Origin of the sequence: Pseudomonas sp. ICMP 10191 (assembly GCF_001467335.1) — a bacterium.
GTDB lineage: Bacteria > Pseudomonadota > Gammaproteobacteria > Pseudomonadales > Pseudomonadaceae > Aquipseudomonas > Aquipseudomonas cerasi.
Genome location: NZ_LKGW01000107.1, coordinates 69,117 through 85,615 on the forward strand (window position 1 = coordinate 69,117; position 16,499 = coordinate 85,615).

Annotated in this window: 14 protein-coding genes and 1 riboswitch; of the genes, 4 read left to right on the forward strand and 10 right to left on the reverse strand. The window is 60.8% G+C overall.

The window, feature by feature from the left end:
• Positions 1 to 26 precede the first annotated feature (26 nt).
• The 3 genes from AO388_RS12780 to AO388_RS12790 all read left to right on the forward strand — a co-directional run bounded on the left by AO388_RS12780 (position 27) and on the right by AO388_RS12790 (position 3,403).
• Complete coding sequence (locus AO388_RS12780) at positions 27 to 1,901, forward strand: flavin monoamine oxidase family protein (RefSeq protein ID WP_058416554.1); 1,875 nt, start codon at positions 27 to 29, stop codon at positions 1,899 to 1,901.
• Positions 1,902 to 2,248: 347 nt separating this feature from the next.
• The gene (locus AO388_RS12785; RefSeq protein ID WP_002551706.1) at positions 2,249 to 2,797 is read left to right on the forward strand and encodes a cytochrome b; all 549 of its coding nucleotides are present in this window, start codon (positions 2,249 to 2,251) and stop codon (positions 2,795 to 2,797) included.
• 27 nt (positions 2,798 to 2,824) lie between these two features.
• Positions 2,825 to 3,403 (forward strand): YceI family protein, encoded by a 579-nt coding sequence (locus tag AO388_RS12790; protein WP_002551707.1) that lies wholly within the window; start codon positions 2,825 to 2,827, stop codon positions 3,401 to 3,403.
• A 277-nt stretch (positions 3,404 to 3,680) separates the two neighbouring features.
• Here the strand turns inward: AO388_RS12790 and AO388_RS12795 are convergent, their stop codons facing one another.
• From AO388_RS12795 to ahcY, 3 genes are all read right to left on the reverse strand, one after another.
• A complete protein-coding gene (locus AO388_RS12795) occupies positions 3,681 to 5,570 on the reverse strand; it encodes a DEAD/DEAH box helicase (RefSeq protein WP_003366109.1) in 1,890 nt (629 codons plus the stop codon).
• Positions 5,571 to 5,881: 311 nt separating this feature from the next.
• The gene (gene metF / locus AO388_RS12800) at positions 5,882 to 6,727 is read right to left on the reverse strand and encodes a methylenetetrahydrofolate reductase [NAD(P)H] (RefSeq protein ID WP_044308697.1); all 846 of its coding nucleotides are present in this window, start codon (positions 6,725 to 6,727) and stop codon (positions 5,882 to 5,884) included.
• A gap of 150 nt (positions 6,728 to 6,877) precedes the next feature.
• Positions 6,878 to 8,287: an adenosylhomocysteinase gene (ahcY, locus tag AO388_RS12805; protein ID WP_003366112.1), complete on the reverse strand. Its 1,410-nt coding sequence runs from the start codon at positions 8,285 to 8,287 to the stop codon at positions 6,878 to 6,880.
• 23 nt (positions 8,288 to 8,310) lie between these two features.
• Positions 8,311 to 8,421: riboswitch (S-adenosyl-L-homocysteine riboswitch) on the reverse strand.
• A 220-nt stretch (positions 8,422 to 8,641) separates the two neighbouring features.
• On the opposite strand from ahcY, the gene AO388_RS12810 reads away from it, so the two are divergent.
• A complete protein-coding gene (locus AO388_RS12810; protein WP_003316713.1) occupies positions 8,642 to 9,037 on the forward strand; it encodes an acyl-CoA thioesterase in 396 nt (131 codons plus the stop codon).
• A 119-nt stretch (positions 9,038 to 9,156) separates the two neighbouring features.
• On the opposite strand, the gene otnI is transcribed toward AO388_RS12810, so the two are convergent.
• The 7 genes from otnI to alaC all read right to left on the reverse strand — a co-directional run bounded on the left by otnI (position 9,157) and on the right by alaC (position 16,464).
• Positions 9,157 to 9,942 (reverse strand): 2-oxo-tetronate isomerase, encoded by a 786-nt coding sequence (gene otnI, locus AO388_RS12815; RefSeq protein ID WP_058416555.1) that lies wholly within the window; start codon positions 9,940 to 9,942, stop codon positions 9,157 to 9,159.
• A gap of 22 nt (positions 9,943 to 9,964) precedes the next feature.
• Positions 9,965 to 11,422: a GntP family transporter gene (locus AO388_RS12820; protein ID WP_003432081.1), complete on the reverse strand. Its 1,458-nt coding sequence runs from the start codon at positions 11,420 to 11,422 to the stop codon at positions 9,965 to 9,967.
• 135 nt (positions 11,423 to 11,557) lie between these two features.
• Complete coding sequence (otnC, locus tag AO388_RS12825) at positions 11,558 to 12,196, reverse strand: 3-oxo-tetronate 4-phosphate decarboxylase (protein WP_058416556.1); 639 nt, start codon at positions 12,194 to 12,196, stop codon at positions 11,558 to 11,560.
• Positions 12,196 to 13,485: a 3-oxo-tetronate kinase gene (gene otnK, locus AO388_RS12830; RefSeq protein WP_058416557.1), complete on the reverse strand. Its 1,290-nt coding sequence runs from the start codon at positions 13,483 to 13,485 to the stop codon at positions 12,196 to 12,198. Before otnK ends, otnC begins: the two co-directional genes overlap by 1 nt.
• Positions 13,486 to 13,495: 10 nt before the next feature.
• Positions 13,496 to 14,401 carry an L-threonate dehydrogenase gene (gene ltnD, locus AO388_RS12835; RefSeq protein WP_058416558.1) on the reverse strand — a complete coding sequence of 302 codons (906 nt, stop codon included), beginning with the start codon at positions 14,399 to 14,401 and terminating at the stop codon, positions 13,496 to 13,498.
• 225 nt (positions 14,402 to 14,626) lie between these two features.
• Entirely contained in the window at positions 14,627 to 15,082 is a 456-nt protein-coding gene (locus AO388_RS12840) for a YkgJ family cysteine cluster protein (RefSeq protein WP_002551717.1), read from the reverse strand.
• A gap of 173 nt (positions 15,083 to 15,255) precedes the next feature.
• Complete coding sequence (alaC, locus tag AO388_RS12845) at positions 15,256 to 16,464, reverse strand: alanine transaminase (RefSeq protein WP_003346356.1); 1,209 nt, start codon at positions 16,462 to 16,464, stop codon at positions 15,256 to 15,258.
• Positions 16,465 to 16,499 lie beyond the last annotated feature (35 nt).

Here is a 16,499-nt window from a genome sequence, read left to right on the forward strand (position 1 = left end):
TCCCTATGTTTTCTGGAGTTCGCCGAATGCTTTCTGGTTGGCTGCGCGCCTGTGCGCTGATAGTGGCAGGGTTGGTCAGCGTTTCGACGCTCGCCGATGAAAAACAACGAACCGCCATTGTCGTCGGTGGTGGTCTGGCAGGTTTGACTGCTGCCTATGAACTGCAGGCCAAAGGCTGGCAGGTGACGGTGCTGGAAGCCAAGCCGAGTCTGGGTGGACGCTCCGGTCTGGCGACCAGCGAGTGGATCGGCAACACCAAGGCTCAGCCTGTGCTGAACCGCTACCTGGACAGCTTCAAGCTGGCGACCGTGCCCGCGCCTGAATTCGTGCGCACGCCCAGCTACCTGATCGACGGCGTGTACTTCACCCAGGCTGACCTGGCCGTCAAACAGCCGGCGACCGCCGAAGCCATCAAGCGCTACAACGACACGCTGGACAACCTCGCGCGTTCGGTTGACGACCCGGAAAACCCGGCGTCCAACAGCACGCTGTTTGCGCTGGACCAGATCAACGTCGCCAACTGGCTGGACCGTCTGAACCTGCCTGCTACGGCGCGTCAGTTGATCAATCAGCAGATCCGTACCCGCTACGACGAGCCTTCGCGCCTGTCGTTGCTGTACCTCGCCCAGCAATCGCGGGTTTATCGCTCGGTCGACGAGCGTGACTTGCGTGCTGCGCGCCTGCCCGGAGGCAGTGCGGTGCTGACCCAGGCGTTCGTCAAGCAACTCAAGACCGTCAAGACCAACTCGCCGGTGACGGCAGTCGTCCAGGAGAAGGACAAGGTCACCGTCAAGGCTGGCGCGACCAGCTACACGGCGGATTACGTGGTCATGGCCGTGCCGTTGCGTTCGCTGGGCAAGATCCAGATGACGCCTGCGCTGGACGCTCAGCACATGGGCGCGATCAAGAGCACCAACTACGGCTGGCGCGATCAGATCATGCTCAAGTTCAAGACCCCGGTCTGGGACAGCAAGGCGCGCATGTCCGGTGAAGTGTTCAGTAACACCGGTCTGGGCATGTTGTGGGTAGAGCCGGCGCTTAAAGGTGGCGCCAACGTGGTGATCAACCTGTCGGGCGACAACGCGCGCATCATGCAGGCCTTCGGCGACAAGCAGATGGTCGATCAGGTGCTGATCCGTCTGCATGCGTTCTACCCTGAAGCACGCGGTGCGTACACCGGTTATGAAATCCGCCGCTACAGCGTCGATCCGTCCACTGGCGGTTCTTACCTGGCGTTCGGCCCCGGTCAGATCAGCAAATACTGGCGTCTGTGGGAACGGCCGATTCTGCGTGTAGCCTTTGCTGGCGAGCACACCGACACCTTGTACCCCGGCACTCTGGAAGGCGCCCTGCGCAGTGGTCAGCGTGCAGCCGGTCAGGTGCAGGATCTGGCCGCTGGCAAGTCGTTCGAACCGGTCAAGGTTGCACCGCCGAAAGCACCGGCCCCGGCTTCGCAGAAGTCCGAAGGCAATTTCTTCAGCAATCTGTTCGGTGGTTCCTCCGACAAGCCGGCCGAACCTGCCAAGCCGCAGGCTGACAAGCCAGGCTTCTTCTCGCGCCTGTTCGGTGGTGATGAAGCACCGGCCCCGGCCCCTGCTCCGGTAGAGAAGGCTGTAGAGCCTGCTCCAGCGCCTGCACCGGCTGCCGCTCCGGCACCCGTGGTTGCGCCGGTTGTCCAGCCTGCCAAGCCACCGGTAAAAGCCGAGCCAGCGAAGAAGCCGGCGACCAAGGCCGAGCCTGCGAAGAAAGTGCAGAGCAAGGAAGCGGCCAGGAAAGAAGCGGCTAAAAAAGAGGCTGCGAAGAAGGAAGCGGCCAAAAAAGAGGCCGCGAAAAAGGCTCAGAGCAAACCGGCTCCCGCCAAGACCCCTGCTGAAGCAGCGCCTGCAGACGCCAATAACTGACCGTCCGATGGCTGACTGAAAGGGATGCGGTTCATACCGCATCCCTTTTTTTATGCGTGCTCGATTCGTTATATCCCTGTGCTCAAGCCTGATGGTGCCGTTCATCGGCATCGAAAGGCCGATGGTCATTGCAAAGTGTTACTGACGGCAAATTATCGGGATGCTGCTGCAGCGCGGACAGCCTGACACGGCTGAACAGTGGTTCAGGTGTTGAGGGAAGCAACAGAATCGAGGTACGAACTGCCCACCAGACCTATCGTATTGTTCGATACGTCCGAGCGAAATTTTGCGCTTTCATTCGATAGATAAAAAGCTAGTCTGGTAACACTTCTGACAAGGTACTGGTAATGCAGCTACGTAATTCATCCTCTCGCTACGGTCTGGTCAGCATGGTGCTGCACTGGGGTGTGGCTGCTGTCGTGTTTGGAATGTTTGCGCTGGGGCTGTGGATGGTCGGGCTGGATTACTACGATACGTGGCGCAAGGCGGGCCCTGATCTGCACAAGAGCATCGGCATCACGCTGTTTGCGATCATGCTGATCCGCGTGGTCTGGCGTCTGCTCAGTCCGCCACCGCCGCCGTTGACCAGCTACAGTAAGTTGACGCGCATCGGTGCTGCATTCGGCCATCTGTTTTTGTACGTCGCACTGTTTGCCGTGATGTTCGCCGGGTATCTCATTTCCACCGCCGACGGCGTGGGAATTCCGGTATTCGGCCTGTTCGATGTGCCCGCGCTGGTGTCGGGCCTTCCTGATCAGGCAGAAACGGCGGGCTGGATTCACCTGTATCTGGCCTGGGTCATCGTGATATTCGCGGGGCTCCATGGTCTTGCTGCATTGAAACACCACTTCATCGATCGCGATGTGACCCTCAAGCGCATGCTGGGTCGTAATTGATTGTTCAACCAAAACGGGAATAAAAGCATGTTGAAGAAGTCTCTCGCCGCTCTGGCTCTGGGTACCGCACTGTTGTCTGCTGGCCAGGCCATGGCCGCCGACTACGTTATCGACAAGGAAGGTCAACACGCATTCGTTGACTTCAAGATCAGCCACCTGGGCTACAGCTTCATTCACGGTACCTTCAAGGACTGGGACGGCACGTTCAGCTTCGACGCTGCCAAGCCTGAAGCCAGCAAAATCAATGTCGAGCTGAAAACCGCCAGCCTGTTCACCAACCACGCCGAGCGCGACAAGCACATCTCCAGCAAGGATTTCCTGGACGTTGCCAAATACCCGGAAGCCAAATTCGTTTCCACCGCAGTCAAATCGACTGGCGAGAAAACGGCTGACGTCACTGGCGACCTGACCCTGCACGGCGTGACCAAGCCAATCGTCATCAAGGCAACCTTCAACGGCGAAGGCAAGGATCCGTGGGGCGGCTACCGTGCCGGCTTCAACGGTACTTCGACGCTGAACCTGAACGACTTCGGCATCAAGGGCCCAGGCCCGACGTCGCAGACGCTGGATCTGGACATCAGCTTCGAAGGCGTACAGAAGAAGTAATTGCACGCTTGATCGACAGAACGCCGACCCTTGGGTCGGCGTTTTTGTGGGTGCGATGAAACTTCCTGAGATGACTATCGTGCCAATGCTCCGCGTTGGCATGCATTTCGTGACGCTCTGCGTCACAGATCGGCGCTGCGCCACCCGCTTAAGATCGGACGCGGAGCGTCCAGGGCTGCGCTACCACGCGGAGCGTGGGAGCGATGATCAATATCCTCCGGGCCCACAAACAAAAACGCCCCGAACAGGTCGGGGCGTTTTTAGTGTTGCGTGGCTGTCAGCTGTCGCGGTTGCGGGTCAGCAGGGCCGGTTTTTCACCGCGTGGGCGGCTCGGCAACTGGTCCAGTTGCTCGGCAGACGGGAAACGGTCGATCTTGGATTCCTTGTGCACGATCTTCGGCTGAGGCTGGCCGTCGCGTGGTGCGCGTGCGGCTGGCTCCTGACCTTCACGTGGCAAAGGCTGGTCTTCACGTGCCGGACGACGGCCACGTGGCTGACCATCACGCGAGCGTGGTGCCGATGAACCCGAGCCGTTGCGCTTTGGTGCGCCGCTGCCGGAGCCGTTACGAGCGCCACCGGCAGGACGACCCTGGTTGGCCGGGCGAGCTGCGCCGCCAGCGGCCGGTGCGGCTGCACCAGGCGCGGCAGCAGGGCGACGACCACGGTTCTGACCTTTGCCCTGATAAGGACTGACGTAGTCAGCGCGATTGCCGAAGTTGTCTACTTCGTCGTCGCGAAACTCGTCTGGCGCACGATCGGCTGCCGGACGCGGTATGGCGGGTTGCGATGCACGCTGTTCGCTGCGAGGCGTGCCCTCACGAGGTTTTTTTTCGCGTGGCTGCCTTGCAGGGCGTTCGCCAGTAGCGGATGCAGCGGCAGGTTTTTCCTTGCCTTTATCCTTGCCCTTGTCGCGACGACCACCGTTGTTCTTGTCACCATCGCCACGTGCAGGGCGTGCGCCACGCGAGTTGCGAACATCCGGACGCTCACGCACTTCCGGCTTCTCAGCCTCGACTGCTGTGATGTCGAAGCCCATCAGGTCGCCGTCGGCGATCTTCTGCTTGGTCATGCGCTCGATGCTTTTGAGCAGCTTCTCTTCGTCCGGCGCAACCAGCGAAATGGCTTCACCTGAACGACCGGCCCGGCCGGTACGACCGATACGGTGAACGTAGTCTTCATCGACGTTTGGCAGCTCGAAGTTGACGACATGCGGCAGCTGGTCGATATCCAGGCCGCGTGCGGCGATATCGGTCGCGACCATGATGCGTACATCACCTGCCTTGAAGTCGGCCAGAGCCTTGGTACGGGCGTTCTGGCTCTTGTTGCCGTGGATCGCGACAGCCGCGAGGCCGTGCTTGTCCAGGTACTCGGCCAGACGGTTGGCACCGTGCTTGGTGCGGGTGAAGACCAGCACCTGTTCCCAGGCGCCGACAGTGATCAAATGCGCGAGCAGCGAACGCTTGTGGTTGGCTGCCAGGCGGAAAACCCGTTGCTCGATACGCTCGACCGTGGTGTTCGGCGGCGTGACTTCGATGCGCTCTGGGTTGTGCAGCAGCTTGCCGGCCAACGACGTGATGTCATTGGAGAAGGTAGCCGAGAACAGCAGGTTCTGGCGCTTGGCCGGCAGCCGCGCGAGGACCTTCTTGACGTCATGCACGAAGCCCATGTCGAGCATCCGGTCTGCTTCATCGAGCACCAGGATTTCGACGTGGGACAAGTCGACACTGCCTTGACCGGCCAGGTCGAGCAGGCGGCCAGGGCAGGCCACCAGGACGTCCACACCACGGGACATGGCCTGAACCTGAGGGTTCATGCCGACGCCGCCGAAGATGCAGGCGCTGACGAATTTCAGGTCGCGGGCATAGAGCTTGAAGCTCTCGTGCACCTGTGCGGCCAGTTCGCGGGTCGGGGTCAGGACCAGAACGCGTGGTTGACGCGGGCCGTGACGCTGGGATTTGTCCGGAACACCATTGGGAAACAGCCGCTCCAGAATAGGGAGGGCGAAACCACCGGTTTTACCAGTACCGGTCTGTGCCGCAACCATCAGGTCGCGACCTTGCAACACGGCGGGAATGGCCCGCTGTTGCACGGGGGTAGGCTGGGTATAGCCCGCTGCCTCGATGGCGCGGACTAAAGCCTCGGAGAGACCGAGGGAAGCAAAGGACATGAGTAATCCTGTTCTGTTGGAGCTTAAGCTCAAGGGATGTCTTGCCTGGCGCGAATGGCGTGTAAAGACAACGCGATCCCGTCCGGTCCTGCCGGGTCTTCAGTGCATTCCGTGACGTCTGCGCTTGATGAAAATTGCGCTGTTGGCGTGAACGGATGACGATTGCAAGACCGGGCGTCCGGGCGTAAGCCTGGCGGGAAGGCTGGAGTATAACAGAGCGAGCGCAATACGCCGCTTTCCTGCTGCCCAACGGTGTATGAGGCCGCGATCCCCCGGAAATTACCGGTCGGACCGCGGTGCCGCAGCCGTTTTCAGCGTGGCAGTTGCAGGTTGTTCCACACCGCCAGGCTCGGTTCTGCCTGGTTCAGCGTGTAGAAATGCAGGCCGGGGGCGCCGCCTTGCAGCAGTCGTTCGCACATCTGCGTGATGACTTCTTCGCCAAACGCCTGGATGCTTTGCACGTCATCGCCGTAGGCTTCCAGCTGTTTGCGGATCCAGCGCGGGATTTCCGCACCGCAGGCATCCGAGAAACGCGCCAGCTTGCTGTAGTTGGTGATCGGCATGATGCCCGGCACGATCGGAATGCTGACGCCCATCTTCTCGACCCGCTCGACGAAGTTGAAATAGCTGTCGGCGTTGAAGAAGTACTGCGTGATCGCACTGTCGGCGCCGGCGTTGGCCTTGTTGACGAAGTGCTTGAGGTCGTCTTCGAAATTGCGCGCCTGCGGATGCATTTCCGGGTAGGCGGCGACTTCGATGTGGAAATGGCTGCCGCTTTCCTGGCGAATGAAGCTCACCAGGTCATTCGCGTGACGCAGCTCACCGCTGGCCATGCCCATGCCGGAAGGCAGGTCGCCGCGCAGTGCCACGATGCGTTTGATGCCCGCATCCTTGTACTGCGTCAACAGGTTGCGCAGGTCGTCCTTGCTGTCGCCCACGCAGGACAAATGCGGTGCAGCAGGGACTTTGATCTCGTTTTCCAGCTGCAGCACGGTATTGAGCGTGCGGTCGCGGGTCGAGCCACCGGCACCATAGGTGCAGGAGAAAAAATCGGGGTTGTACGTAGCGAGCTGACGAGCAACGGTCAGCAGCTTTTCATGTCCAGCGTCGGTCTTGGTAGGAAAGAACTCGAAGCTGAAGCGGCGTTCTTGAGACATGGAGCCGATCTCGTTGTAGGAGCGAACTTGTTCGCGAAAAGGCCGGAACGGCCTTCAGATACTGAGCATCACCGGGGCAGCGAGTGCTGCCGGTGATGGCTGATCACGCTCGATCCGCTTCTGCGTAAGAAGCGGACCGAGCCTGCTCAATCAGTAGCGATACGCGTGCGGCTTGAACGGACCTTCGACGGTCACGCCGATGTAATCGGCCTGGGTCTTGGTCAGCTTGGTCACAACGCCGCCGAAGCCGCGGACCATTTCCAGGGCCACTTCTTCGTCGAGTTTCTTCGGCAGCACTTCAACGGTCAGACGCTCGGCTTTCTTGGCCGGTGCCAGGTCGGCGTACTTCTGCTCGAAGAGGAAGATCTGCGCCAGAACCTGGTTGGCGAACGAGCCATCCATGATGCGGCTTGGGTGGCCAGTGGCGTTACCCAGGTTTACCAGACGGCCTTCGGCCAGCAGGATCAGGTAGTCGTCGTTCTGTGCGTCGAACGAGCCTGGGCCGGTACGATGGATCTTGTGAACCTGTGGCTTCACTTCTTCCCATGCCCAGTTCTTGCGCATGAAAGCGGTGTCGATTTCGTTGTCGAAGTGACCGATGTTGCACACCACAGCGCGCTTTTTCAGCGCCTTGAGCATGTTGGAGTCGCAAACGTTGACGTTACCGGTGGTGGTCACGATCAGGTCGATCTTGCCCAACAGTGCCTTGTCGATGCTCGCTTCGGTGCCGTCGTTCTCACCGTCGATGAACGGCGAAACCAGCTCGAAACCGTCCATGCAGGCCTGCATGGCGCAGATCGGGTCGACTTCGGTCACTTTGACGATCATGCCTTCCTGACGCAGGGACTGGGCCGAGCCCTTGCCCACGTCACCGTAGCCGATCACCAGCGCCTGCTTGCCGGACAGCAAGTGGTCGGTGCCGCGCTTGATGGCGTCGTTCAGGCTGTGACGGCAGCCGTACTTGTTGTCGTTCTTGCTCTTGGTCACCGAGTCATTGACGTTGATGGCCGGGATTTTCAGCTCACCCTTGGCCAGCATGTCCAGCAGGCGGTGAACGCCAGTGGTGGTTTCTTCGGTGACGCCGTGGATCTTGTCCAGCATCGCCGGGTATTTCTTGTGGATGATCTCGGTCAGGTCGCCGCCATCGTCGAGGATCATGTTGGCGTCCCATGGCTGGCCATCCTTGAGGATGGTCTGCTCGATGCACCACTCGTATTCTTCTTCGGTTTCGCCTTTCCAGGCGAACACAGGAATGCCGGCAGCAGCGATGGCCGCAGCAGCCTGGTCCTGAGTGGAGAAAATGTTGCACGACGACCAGCGAACTTCGGCACCCAGGGCAACCAGGGTTTCGATCAGTACGGCGGTCTGAATGGTCATGTGGATGCAGCCGAGAATCTTCGCGCCTTTCAGCGGCTGATCACCAGCGTATTTGCGACGCAGACCCATCAGGGCAGGCATTTCGGATTCGGCGATGATGGTTTCGCGGCGACCCCAGGCGGCCAGGGAAATATCGGCAACCTTGTAGTCATTGAATTCTGCGGGCGTCATTACAGCACTCATTGAGAGTCTCCATTCCATAAAAATGCGAATGGGCGCCGTTGTGCGTTTAAGGTTTGCCGGTCGAGGATCGTCCTGGCAAACAACGCCCCATCCGAGCCTGACAGGGAAAACCTGCTGCAGCGCCCCTCGGACAGGTGGCGGGAACGGTATCAAGCGTAGATGACCGTTTTGAAACGTTTGGCAGTATAGCGGTGCTCGCGATTCTACCCAAGGCTTTCTGTCGGTTTAAAGGCCATCCAATTGCCATCTGTCTGTAATAGGGTCGATGCACAGTCGCTATCACGCAGGCATGGGCGCGGGTCGCCGGCTCTGCCATCATGCAGCTATCCATCGGCCAGACGCTCAGGAGTGACCATGAATTTCCACACCCGCAAGTGGGTAAAGCCCGAAGACCTCAACCCCAACGGCACGTTGTTCGGCGGCAGCCTGCTGCGCTGGATCGATGAAGAGGCGGCGATCTACGCGATCGTTCAACTGGGTAATCAGCGGGTGGTCACCAAGTACATCTCTGAAATCAACTTCGTCAGTGCCTCGCGTCAGGGCGACATCATCGAACTGGGCATCACCGCCACGGATTTCGGTCGTACCTCGATCACCCTAAAATGCCAGGTGCGCAACAAGATCACCCGCAAGAGCATTCTGACCGTCGACAAGATTGTCTTCGTCAACCTCGACGAAGACGGTCAGCCTGCGCCGCATGGGCGGACTGAAATCCGCTACATCAAGGACCAGTTCGACGTAGAGGACTGAGGCTAAGCTAAGGTCGCTGAACACGCGGAGCATCGGCACGACCGTTACAGAATGATCGTTCCTCACGCTCTGCGTGGGAATGCCGTTCACGACGCTCCGCGTCGTCCATCCTGCTGGTTTCAGCCCCTGGCTTGTAACTCGCGCAACCACGCCAGACCCACGCTGGTATCGCCTTTCGGACGGTATTCGCAGCCGATCCAGCCGCTGTAGCCCAGTTCGTCGATGACGTTGAACAGGTGCTCGTAGTTCAGTTCGCCCAGGTCCGGCTCATGGCGATCCGGTACCCCGGCGATCTGAATATGACCAATGCCTGCAAAGTCGCGACGCAGCTTGCTGGTCAGGTCACCTTCGACGATCTGGCAGTGGTAGCAGTCGAACTGCACCTTCAGGTTGTCGGCACCCACCAGCTTGCAGATGTTCTGTGCCTGATCCTGACGGTTGAGGAAGAAGCCCGGCATGTCGCGGGTGTTGATCGGCTCGATCAGAATCGTGACCCCTGCGCCCTTGGCTTGCTCAGCCGCGAACGCGAGGTTTTCCAGATAGACCGCCTGATGACGCTCACGCAAGCTTTCATCGGCCAGCAAGCCAGCCATGACATGCACTCGGTCATTGCCCAGCACCTGCGCATATTCCAAGGCCTGCTCGATACCGCTGCGAAATTCTGCGTCACGGCCCGGCAGCGTTGCAATGCCTCGCTCGCCTGCCTCCCAGTCGCCCGGCGGAGCGTTGAACAGCGCCTGGACCAGACCGTTGTCGCTCAGGCGCTGCTTGAGTTCCTGAGTGCCGTAGGCGTAAGGGAACAGGTACTCGACCGCGCCGAAACCATCGGCAGCGGCTGCGGCGAAGCGCTCAAGAAAATCATGCTGCGGGTACAGCATGCTGAGGTTGGCGGCAAAACGAGGCATGTTAACTCCAGTCTTCAAAGGGTCAGACGAATGGCCAAAGCAGCAGGGTGATCACGAAGCCCAGTGTGCCGAGCAGCGTGACCAGTACGGTCCAGGTGCGCAAGCCGTCGGCGACGTTGAGGCCCGCCAGCTTGGTGAACATCCAGTAACCGGCATCGTTGATGTGCGACATGGCCAGACCGCCACCGCCCATGGCCAGACACAGCAGGGCCAGGTGGTTGGCGCTCAGGTCCAGTGTGGCGATCAGCGGGCTGAGAATGCCTGCAGTAGTGACCAGTGCAACGGTGGTCGAGCCCTGGACGGCGCGCAGCAGAAGGGTCAGCAGGAAGCCCAGCGCGAGTACCGGCAGACCGGTGTTGCGCAGCGCCTCGGAGACCACGGCACCAATGCCGGTGTCGACCAGCACCTTGCCGAATACGCCACCGGCGCCGGCAATCAGGATCACCATCGCCACACCCGGCAAGGCCGAGCCGATCACATCGGACACCTGAGTACGGCTCCAGCCGCGACGCGAGCCCAGCAGCCAGGCGCACAGCAGGGTATCGATCAGCAGCGCAACCAAGGGGGCACCCAGTACGGTCAGCACTGCGCGCAGCGTGGACGTGGCTGGCAGCATGGTGGTGGCCAGTGTGCCCATCAGAATCAGCACGATCGGCAGCAGGATCAGCGCGATGATCAGTCCGAAACCCGGTGCGGGCGCAGGCGGCAGCTTGCTTGCCAGGCTGCTGGCGCTTTCTTCGACGCCCATTGTTCGGGTTTCGGTCGCTTCGCGCGCAGCGGAATAATCGTTACGGGCCCAGGCTTCCAGGTCTTCGTTGGTGACGTGCGGGCCATAGACTTCGGCGCGGATGTCATCGGTCATCGGGTAGGTCTTGCGGGTCATGCGGCCCGCGACGAAGTAGCCGATCATGCACAGCACGGCAACGATCGGAATACCCAGCATCAGCACCCGGCCCAGGTCCGCGCCCAACTGGCTGGCAGCGGCAACAGCGCCAGGGTGCGGCGGCAGAAACGCATGCACGGCGAGCAGTGCGGCGCACATCGGCAGCGCGAAAATCAGCAGCGGCTTGCGTGCCGCACGCGCCACACCGTAAGCCAGCGGCATGAGGATGATCACGCCGACCTCGAAGAACACCGGAATACCGACCATGAAACCCGCAACGGTCAGCGCCAGAGGCGTGCGCTTGTTGCCGAAGCGGTTGATCAGGGTCTTGGCCAGTGCTTCGGCCCCGCCGGACAGCTCGATGATGCGCCCGATCATCGCGCCCAGCGCGATGATGATCGCGATATGGCCGAGCGTCTTGCCCATGCCGCCTTCGATGGTGGCAACCAGATCGGCCGGTTTAACACCGGCGACCAGCGCCACGATAATGCTGACCAGCATCAGGGCAACGAAGGGCTGGAATTTGTATTTGAGCACCAGAAACAACAGCAGTGCGATGCCCGCACCGGCCACGACCATCAACATGAGCGGCGTCATGCCCGTGCACTCCGGTCAATGGTGGTAAAGACTGACAACGAAACAGCGGGGTAGGGGTGAGTCATGCTCTCGATTCCTGTTGTTATTGTTTTTCGACCGGGAGGCGCAATGCGCTCCCCGATCACCGTGTGCTCGTTACCACCTGGCGCCGAACACCTGACGCAGCTCTTCAAGCGCCGCCGGGTCCAGCGGTGCAGGTTTGGGGTTGCTCATCAGCCACAGACGGGCAGTTTCTTCCAGCTCCTCCAGGGCATAGCAGGCCTTGGCCACCGAGCTTTCCCAGAGCACTGGACCGAGGCGCTCCAGCATCACGCCGCGCACGCTGTTGGCCAGTTCCGCCACGCGCTCGGCGACTTTCGGTGAGCCGGGACGTTCGTAAGGGATCAAGGGGATATGCCCGACCTTCATGACCTGATACGGCGTCAGCGGCGGCAGAATGTCGTCCTCCTGCCACACTCCGGCCAGGGTCAGGGCGACCAGATGCGTCGAGTGCGTATGCACCACGCCGCCGACCTGCGGGTTGCGGTCGTAGACTTCGCGGTGCAGGGCCAGGGTCTTGGACGGCTTGCTGCCGGACACCCATTCACCGGCCAGATTGACCTTGGCGATATCGGCCGGGTCCATGCGGCCCAGGCAGGCGTCGGTCGGGGTAATCAGCCAGCCGTCGTCGAGTCGTGCGCTGATGTTGCCGGCGCTGCCCACCGTATAGCCACGGCCATACAGCAGACGGCCGACGTCGCAGATTTCCTGACGCAGTGCGTTTTCGTCGATCATCAGGCCGCCCCCGCCAGTTGCTTGAGCGCCTTGGCGAAGAAGTCGCGCGCACCGAAATTGCCGGATTTGAGGGCCAGAGCCAGCGGTTGTGCGCCGCTGCTCACCGTGGCCGGAACGCCCGGATCAATCTGTGCGCCGATCTGCAGCAACTGCACGCCCAGTGCCTGAACCACGGCACCGGAAGTTTCGCCACCGGCAACCACGAAACGCCGTACGCCTGCGTCCAGCAGCCCTTTGGCGATTTCGCCGAGTGCGGCTTCGACCATGGCTCCGGAGCGTTCGACGCCCAGCTCTTTCTGCACGGCTTTGACTTCATCCGGTGTGCTGGTGGCGTAGATCAATACGGTCTGCCCGGCATCTCTGGCGAAGGCCAGCGCCTGCTCGACCACTGGCTTGCCAGCGGCCAGGTCCAGCGGATTGATGCGCAGCGCAGGGCGATCGGCTTCCAGCCAGGCCGCAACCTGACCGTTGGTGGCGACCGATGCGCTACCCGCCAGTACCACTTCGCCGCCACTGATGGCGACCTGCTTGGCGGCATCGATATCGCGCAGCTTGCCTGCCTTGCGGAAGTTACCCGGCAGGCCCAGCGCCAGACCCGAGCCACCGGTCAGCAGCGGCAAGTCGGCGCAGGCTTCGCCCAGGGTGTACAAATCGGCATCCGACAGGGCATCTGCGATCGCCATGCTCACACCTTCGTCGCGCAGCTCGGCAATTCTGTTGCGCACGCCTTCGACGCCCTGGGCAATGCTGTCATAGCGCAACAGACCGACCTTGTGGCGGGTCTGCGCTTGCAGCACACGCACCAGATTGGCGTCGGTCATGGGCGTCAGCGGGTGGTTCTGCATGCCCGATTCACTGAGTAACTGGTCCTGTACGAACAGATGACCACGGAAAATCGTGCGGCCGTTTTCCGGGAAGGCCGGGCAGGCGAGGGTGAAATCGCTGCCCAGTTGCTCCAGCAGTGCTTCGCTGACCTGACCGATGTTACCCGCGGCGGTGGAATCGAAGGTCGAGCAGTATTTGAAGAAGATCTGCTCGCAGCCGCGCTCGCGCAGCCACTCCAGAGCCGCCAGGGATTCAGCCACCGCGTCGGCGCTGGGCGTGGTACGCGATTTCAGCGCGATGACAATCGCGTCGGCGTCGAGACCGGCAGCCATCTCGGCGCTGGGGATGCCAATGCTCTGCACGGTGCGCATGCCACCCCGCACCAGCATGTTGGCCAGGTCGGTGGCGCCGGTGAAGTCATCGGCAATGCAGCCCAGCAGCGGGCGAGCGTTATTCAGGCTCATCAGTCGCTCCTCAGGCTTTTTCTGGCTTGGCTTTCGGCAACTCGATGCCCGGGAAAATCTTGATCACGGCCGAGTCATCTTCGCGACCGAAGCCGGCGCTGGATGCCTGCATGAACATCTGGTGCGCGGTGGCCGAGAGCGGCAGCGGGAATTTGCTGCTGCGTGCGGTATCCAGCACCAGACCCAGGTCCTTGACGAAGATGTCCACGGCCGACAGCGGCGTGTAATCGGCATTGAGGATGTGCGGCACGCGGTTTTCGAACATCCACGAGTTACCGGCACTGTTGGTGATCACTTCATACAGCGCGTCAGCATCGACACCTTCCCGCAGGCCGAGGGCCATGGCTTCGGCACTGGCGGCGATGTGTACACCAGCGAGCAACTGATTGATGATTTTGACTTTCGAACCCAGACCGTGGACGTCGCCCAGGCGATAGACCTTGCCGGCCATGCCGTTGAGGATGGCTTCTGCCTTGGAGTAGGACTCGGCAGGGCCGGAGGTCATCATGGTCATCTGACCTGCGGCAGCCTTGGCGGCACCGCCGGAGATAGGCGCATCGAGGTACAGCAGGTTCTGTGCGGCCAGACGCTCGCCCAGTTCGACGGCGAAGGTAGGCGCGACGGTGGCGCAACCGATGACCAGGCAGCCTGGGCGCAGGGCGGCAATGGCGCCGTTTTCGCCAAACAGCACGGTTTCGGTCTGCTCGGCGTTGACTACGACTGTGATGATCACATCGCAGGCAGCGGCCATGCTGGCCGGAGAGTCACAGGCAAACCCGCCTTCCTGGGCGAATGCTTCGGTCACGCTGGTGCGCACATCACAGGCATGCACAGTGAAGCCGCTACGCAGCAACGAGCGGGCAATGCCCAGACCCATCGCACCCAGGCCGATAACGCCAACGTTTTTGCCAGTCATGCAGTAATCCTCGAAGTCAGTGCCGATGCCTGTGAAGCCGACATTCGGACGTTATTGTTCTGATCTGTGAATCTGATAGTGAATCAATGAGTAAATAATGTGAAGTATTTTTATTTTTCACAAAAATTAACATCGATAGGCTTTTTCCATCGCGCACAAAAAAGCCCCTGTGCGGGGCTTGATTGATAGCGATGATGTCCGGCGTGCTGCGTCGCCTTTCACGAATCAGAATTTTGGCACTGGCGCGCTGGTGGCGTTTCTCAGTGAGCCGCTTTCCTGACGCACGACTTCTTTGGGCTTGTACGCGCAATAACCGGGACGCGGCCCGACTTTCGGGTGGTTGCGGCAGGTGTCCGGGCGCTTGTCATAGATGGTGCACAGGCGGCTTTTGCGGTCCAGGTACAGGCAGTCGTTGTTGCTCATGCGCTGCAAGGTGAAGATCTCGGACTTCTGGTTGTAGCGCTCGACGATGCCTTCTTTCTGCAGACGCTTGGCGATGTTCTTGGCCGGGTCGCCGCGTTCGAACTCATCGACGATGCCGATGCGGATCAGGTCCTTGATCTTCACTTCTACCGGCAACGTGCAGCAACTGGACACGCAGCCCCCGCACATGTGGCTGGAGTATTTGGCCCAGGTGTCGATGCGATCGAGTTCTGCGGCGGCGATCAAGGTGGGTTTCATTTCAGGTCAGGCTTCCGGGTGTATCGGGGCGCGCGATCATACCGGTCTGCAGCGATTTGCAGAAATCAAAAATTGCCGAGGCGACTGTCGGTCAGGTGTGGAGAGGCGGTTGGTTGCAGCGTCCACGCCTGCCGAGCGCAGTCGGTCAGCAGGCGCGGTGTCTCAGAAGGAACTCAGGACTTGAGCTTGTCGTCGGCCCTGAACATGCTGCGGATGCCACGAACGGCCTGGCGGATGCGGTCCTGGTTCTCGATCAGGGCGAAGCGCACATGATCGTCGCCGTACTCACCGAAACCGATGCCCGGCGAGACACACACCTTGGCTTCGGCCAGCAGCTTCTTGGCGAACTCCAGCGAACCCAGGTGCGCATAAGCCTGTGGAATCTTCGCCCAGACGTACATAGAGGCCTTGGGGTTCTCGACCATCCAGCCCAGCTCGTGCAAGCCCTTGACCAGCACGTTACGGCGCTGGCGATACTGCTCGGCAATGTCGAGCACGCACTGCTGATCGCCTTCCAGCGCGGCAATCGCCGCCACCTGCAGTGGCGTGAAGGTACCGTAGTCGTGGTAACTCTTGATCCGCGCCAGTGCATTCACCAGTTCGGGGTTGCCGACCATGAAGCCAATCCGCCAGCCTGCCATGTTGTAGCTCTTGGACAAGGTGAAGAACTCCACGGCAATGTCCTTGGCGCCCGGCACCTGCATGATCGACGGGGCTTTCCAGCCATCGTAGACGATGTCGGCGTACGCCAGGTCATGCACCACCAGCACGTCGTACTGTTTGGCCAGAGCCACCACGCGCTCGAAGAAATCCAGCTCCACACATTGCGCAGTCGGGTTGGACGGAAAGCCCAGAATCATCATCTTCGGCTTGGGAATCGAGCCGCGAATGGCTTTTTCCAGCTCGTCGAAGAAGTCCACGCCTGGCACCAGCGGCACCGATCGCACCTGGGCGCCGGCAATCACGGCACCGTAGATGTGGATCGGGTAACTGGGGTTGGGCACCAGCACCGTGTCGCCCTGATCCAGCGTGGCGAGCATCAGGTGGGCCAGGCCTTCCTTGGAACCAATGGTCACGATCGCTTCGCTTTCAGGGTCGATGTCGACCTCGTAGCGCTTCTTGTACCAGTTGGAAATCGCCCGACGCAGGCGTGGAATGCCGCGCGAGGTGGAGTAGCCGTGGGTGTCTTCGCGCTGGGCGACGGTGATCAGTTTTTCGACAATGTGCGGCGGTGTGGCCCCGTCGGGGTTGCCCATGCTCAGGTCGATAATGTCCTCACCGCGACGACGAGCAGCCATTTTCAGCTCGGCGGTGATGTTGAACACGTAAGGGGGGAGTCGATCGATGCGCGCAAAGCGGCGCGGCGAACCTTGGTCTGCCATGAGTATCTCGCGTACGTAAGCGCCCGGAACCGTCC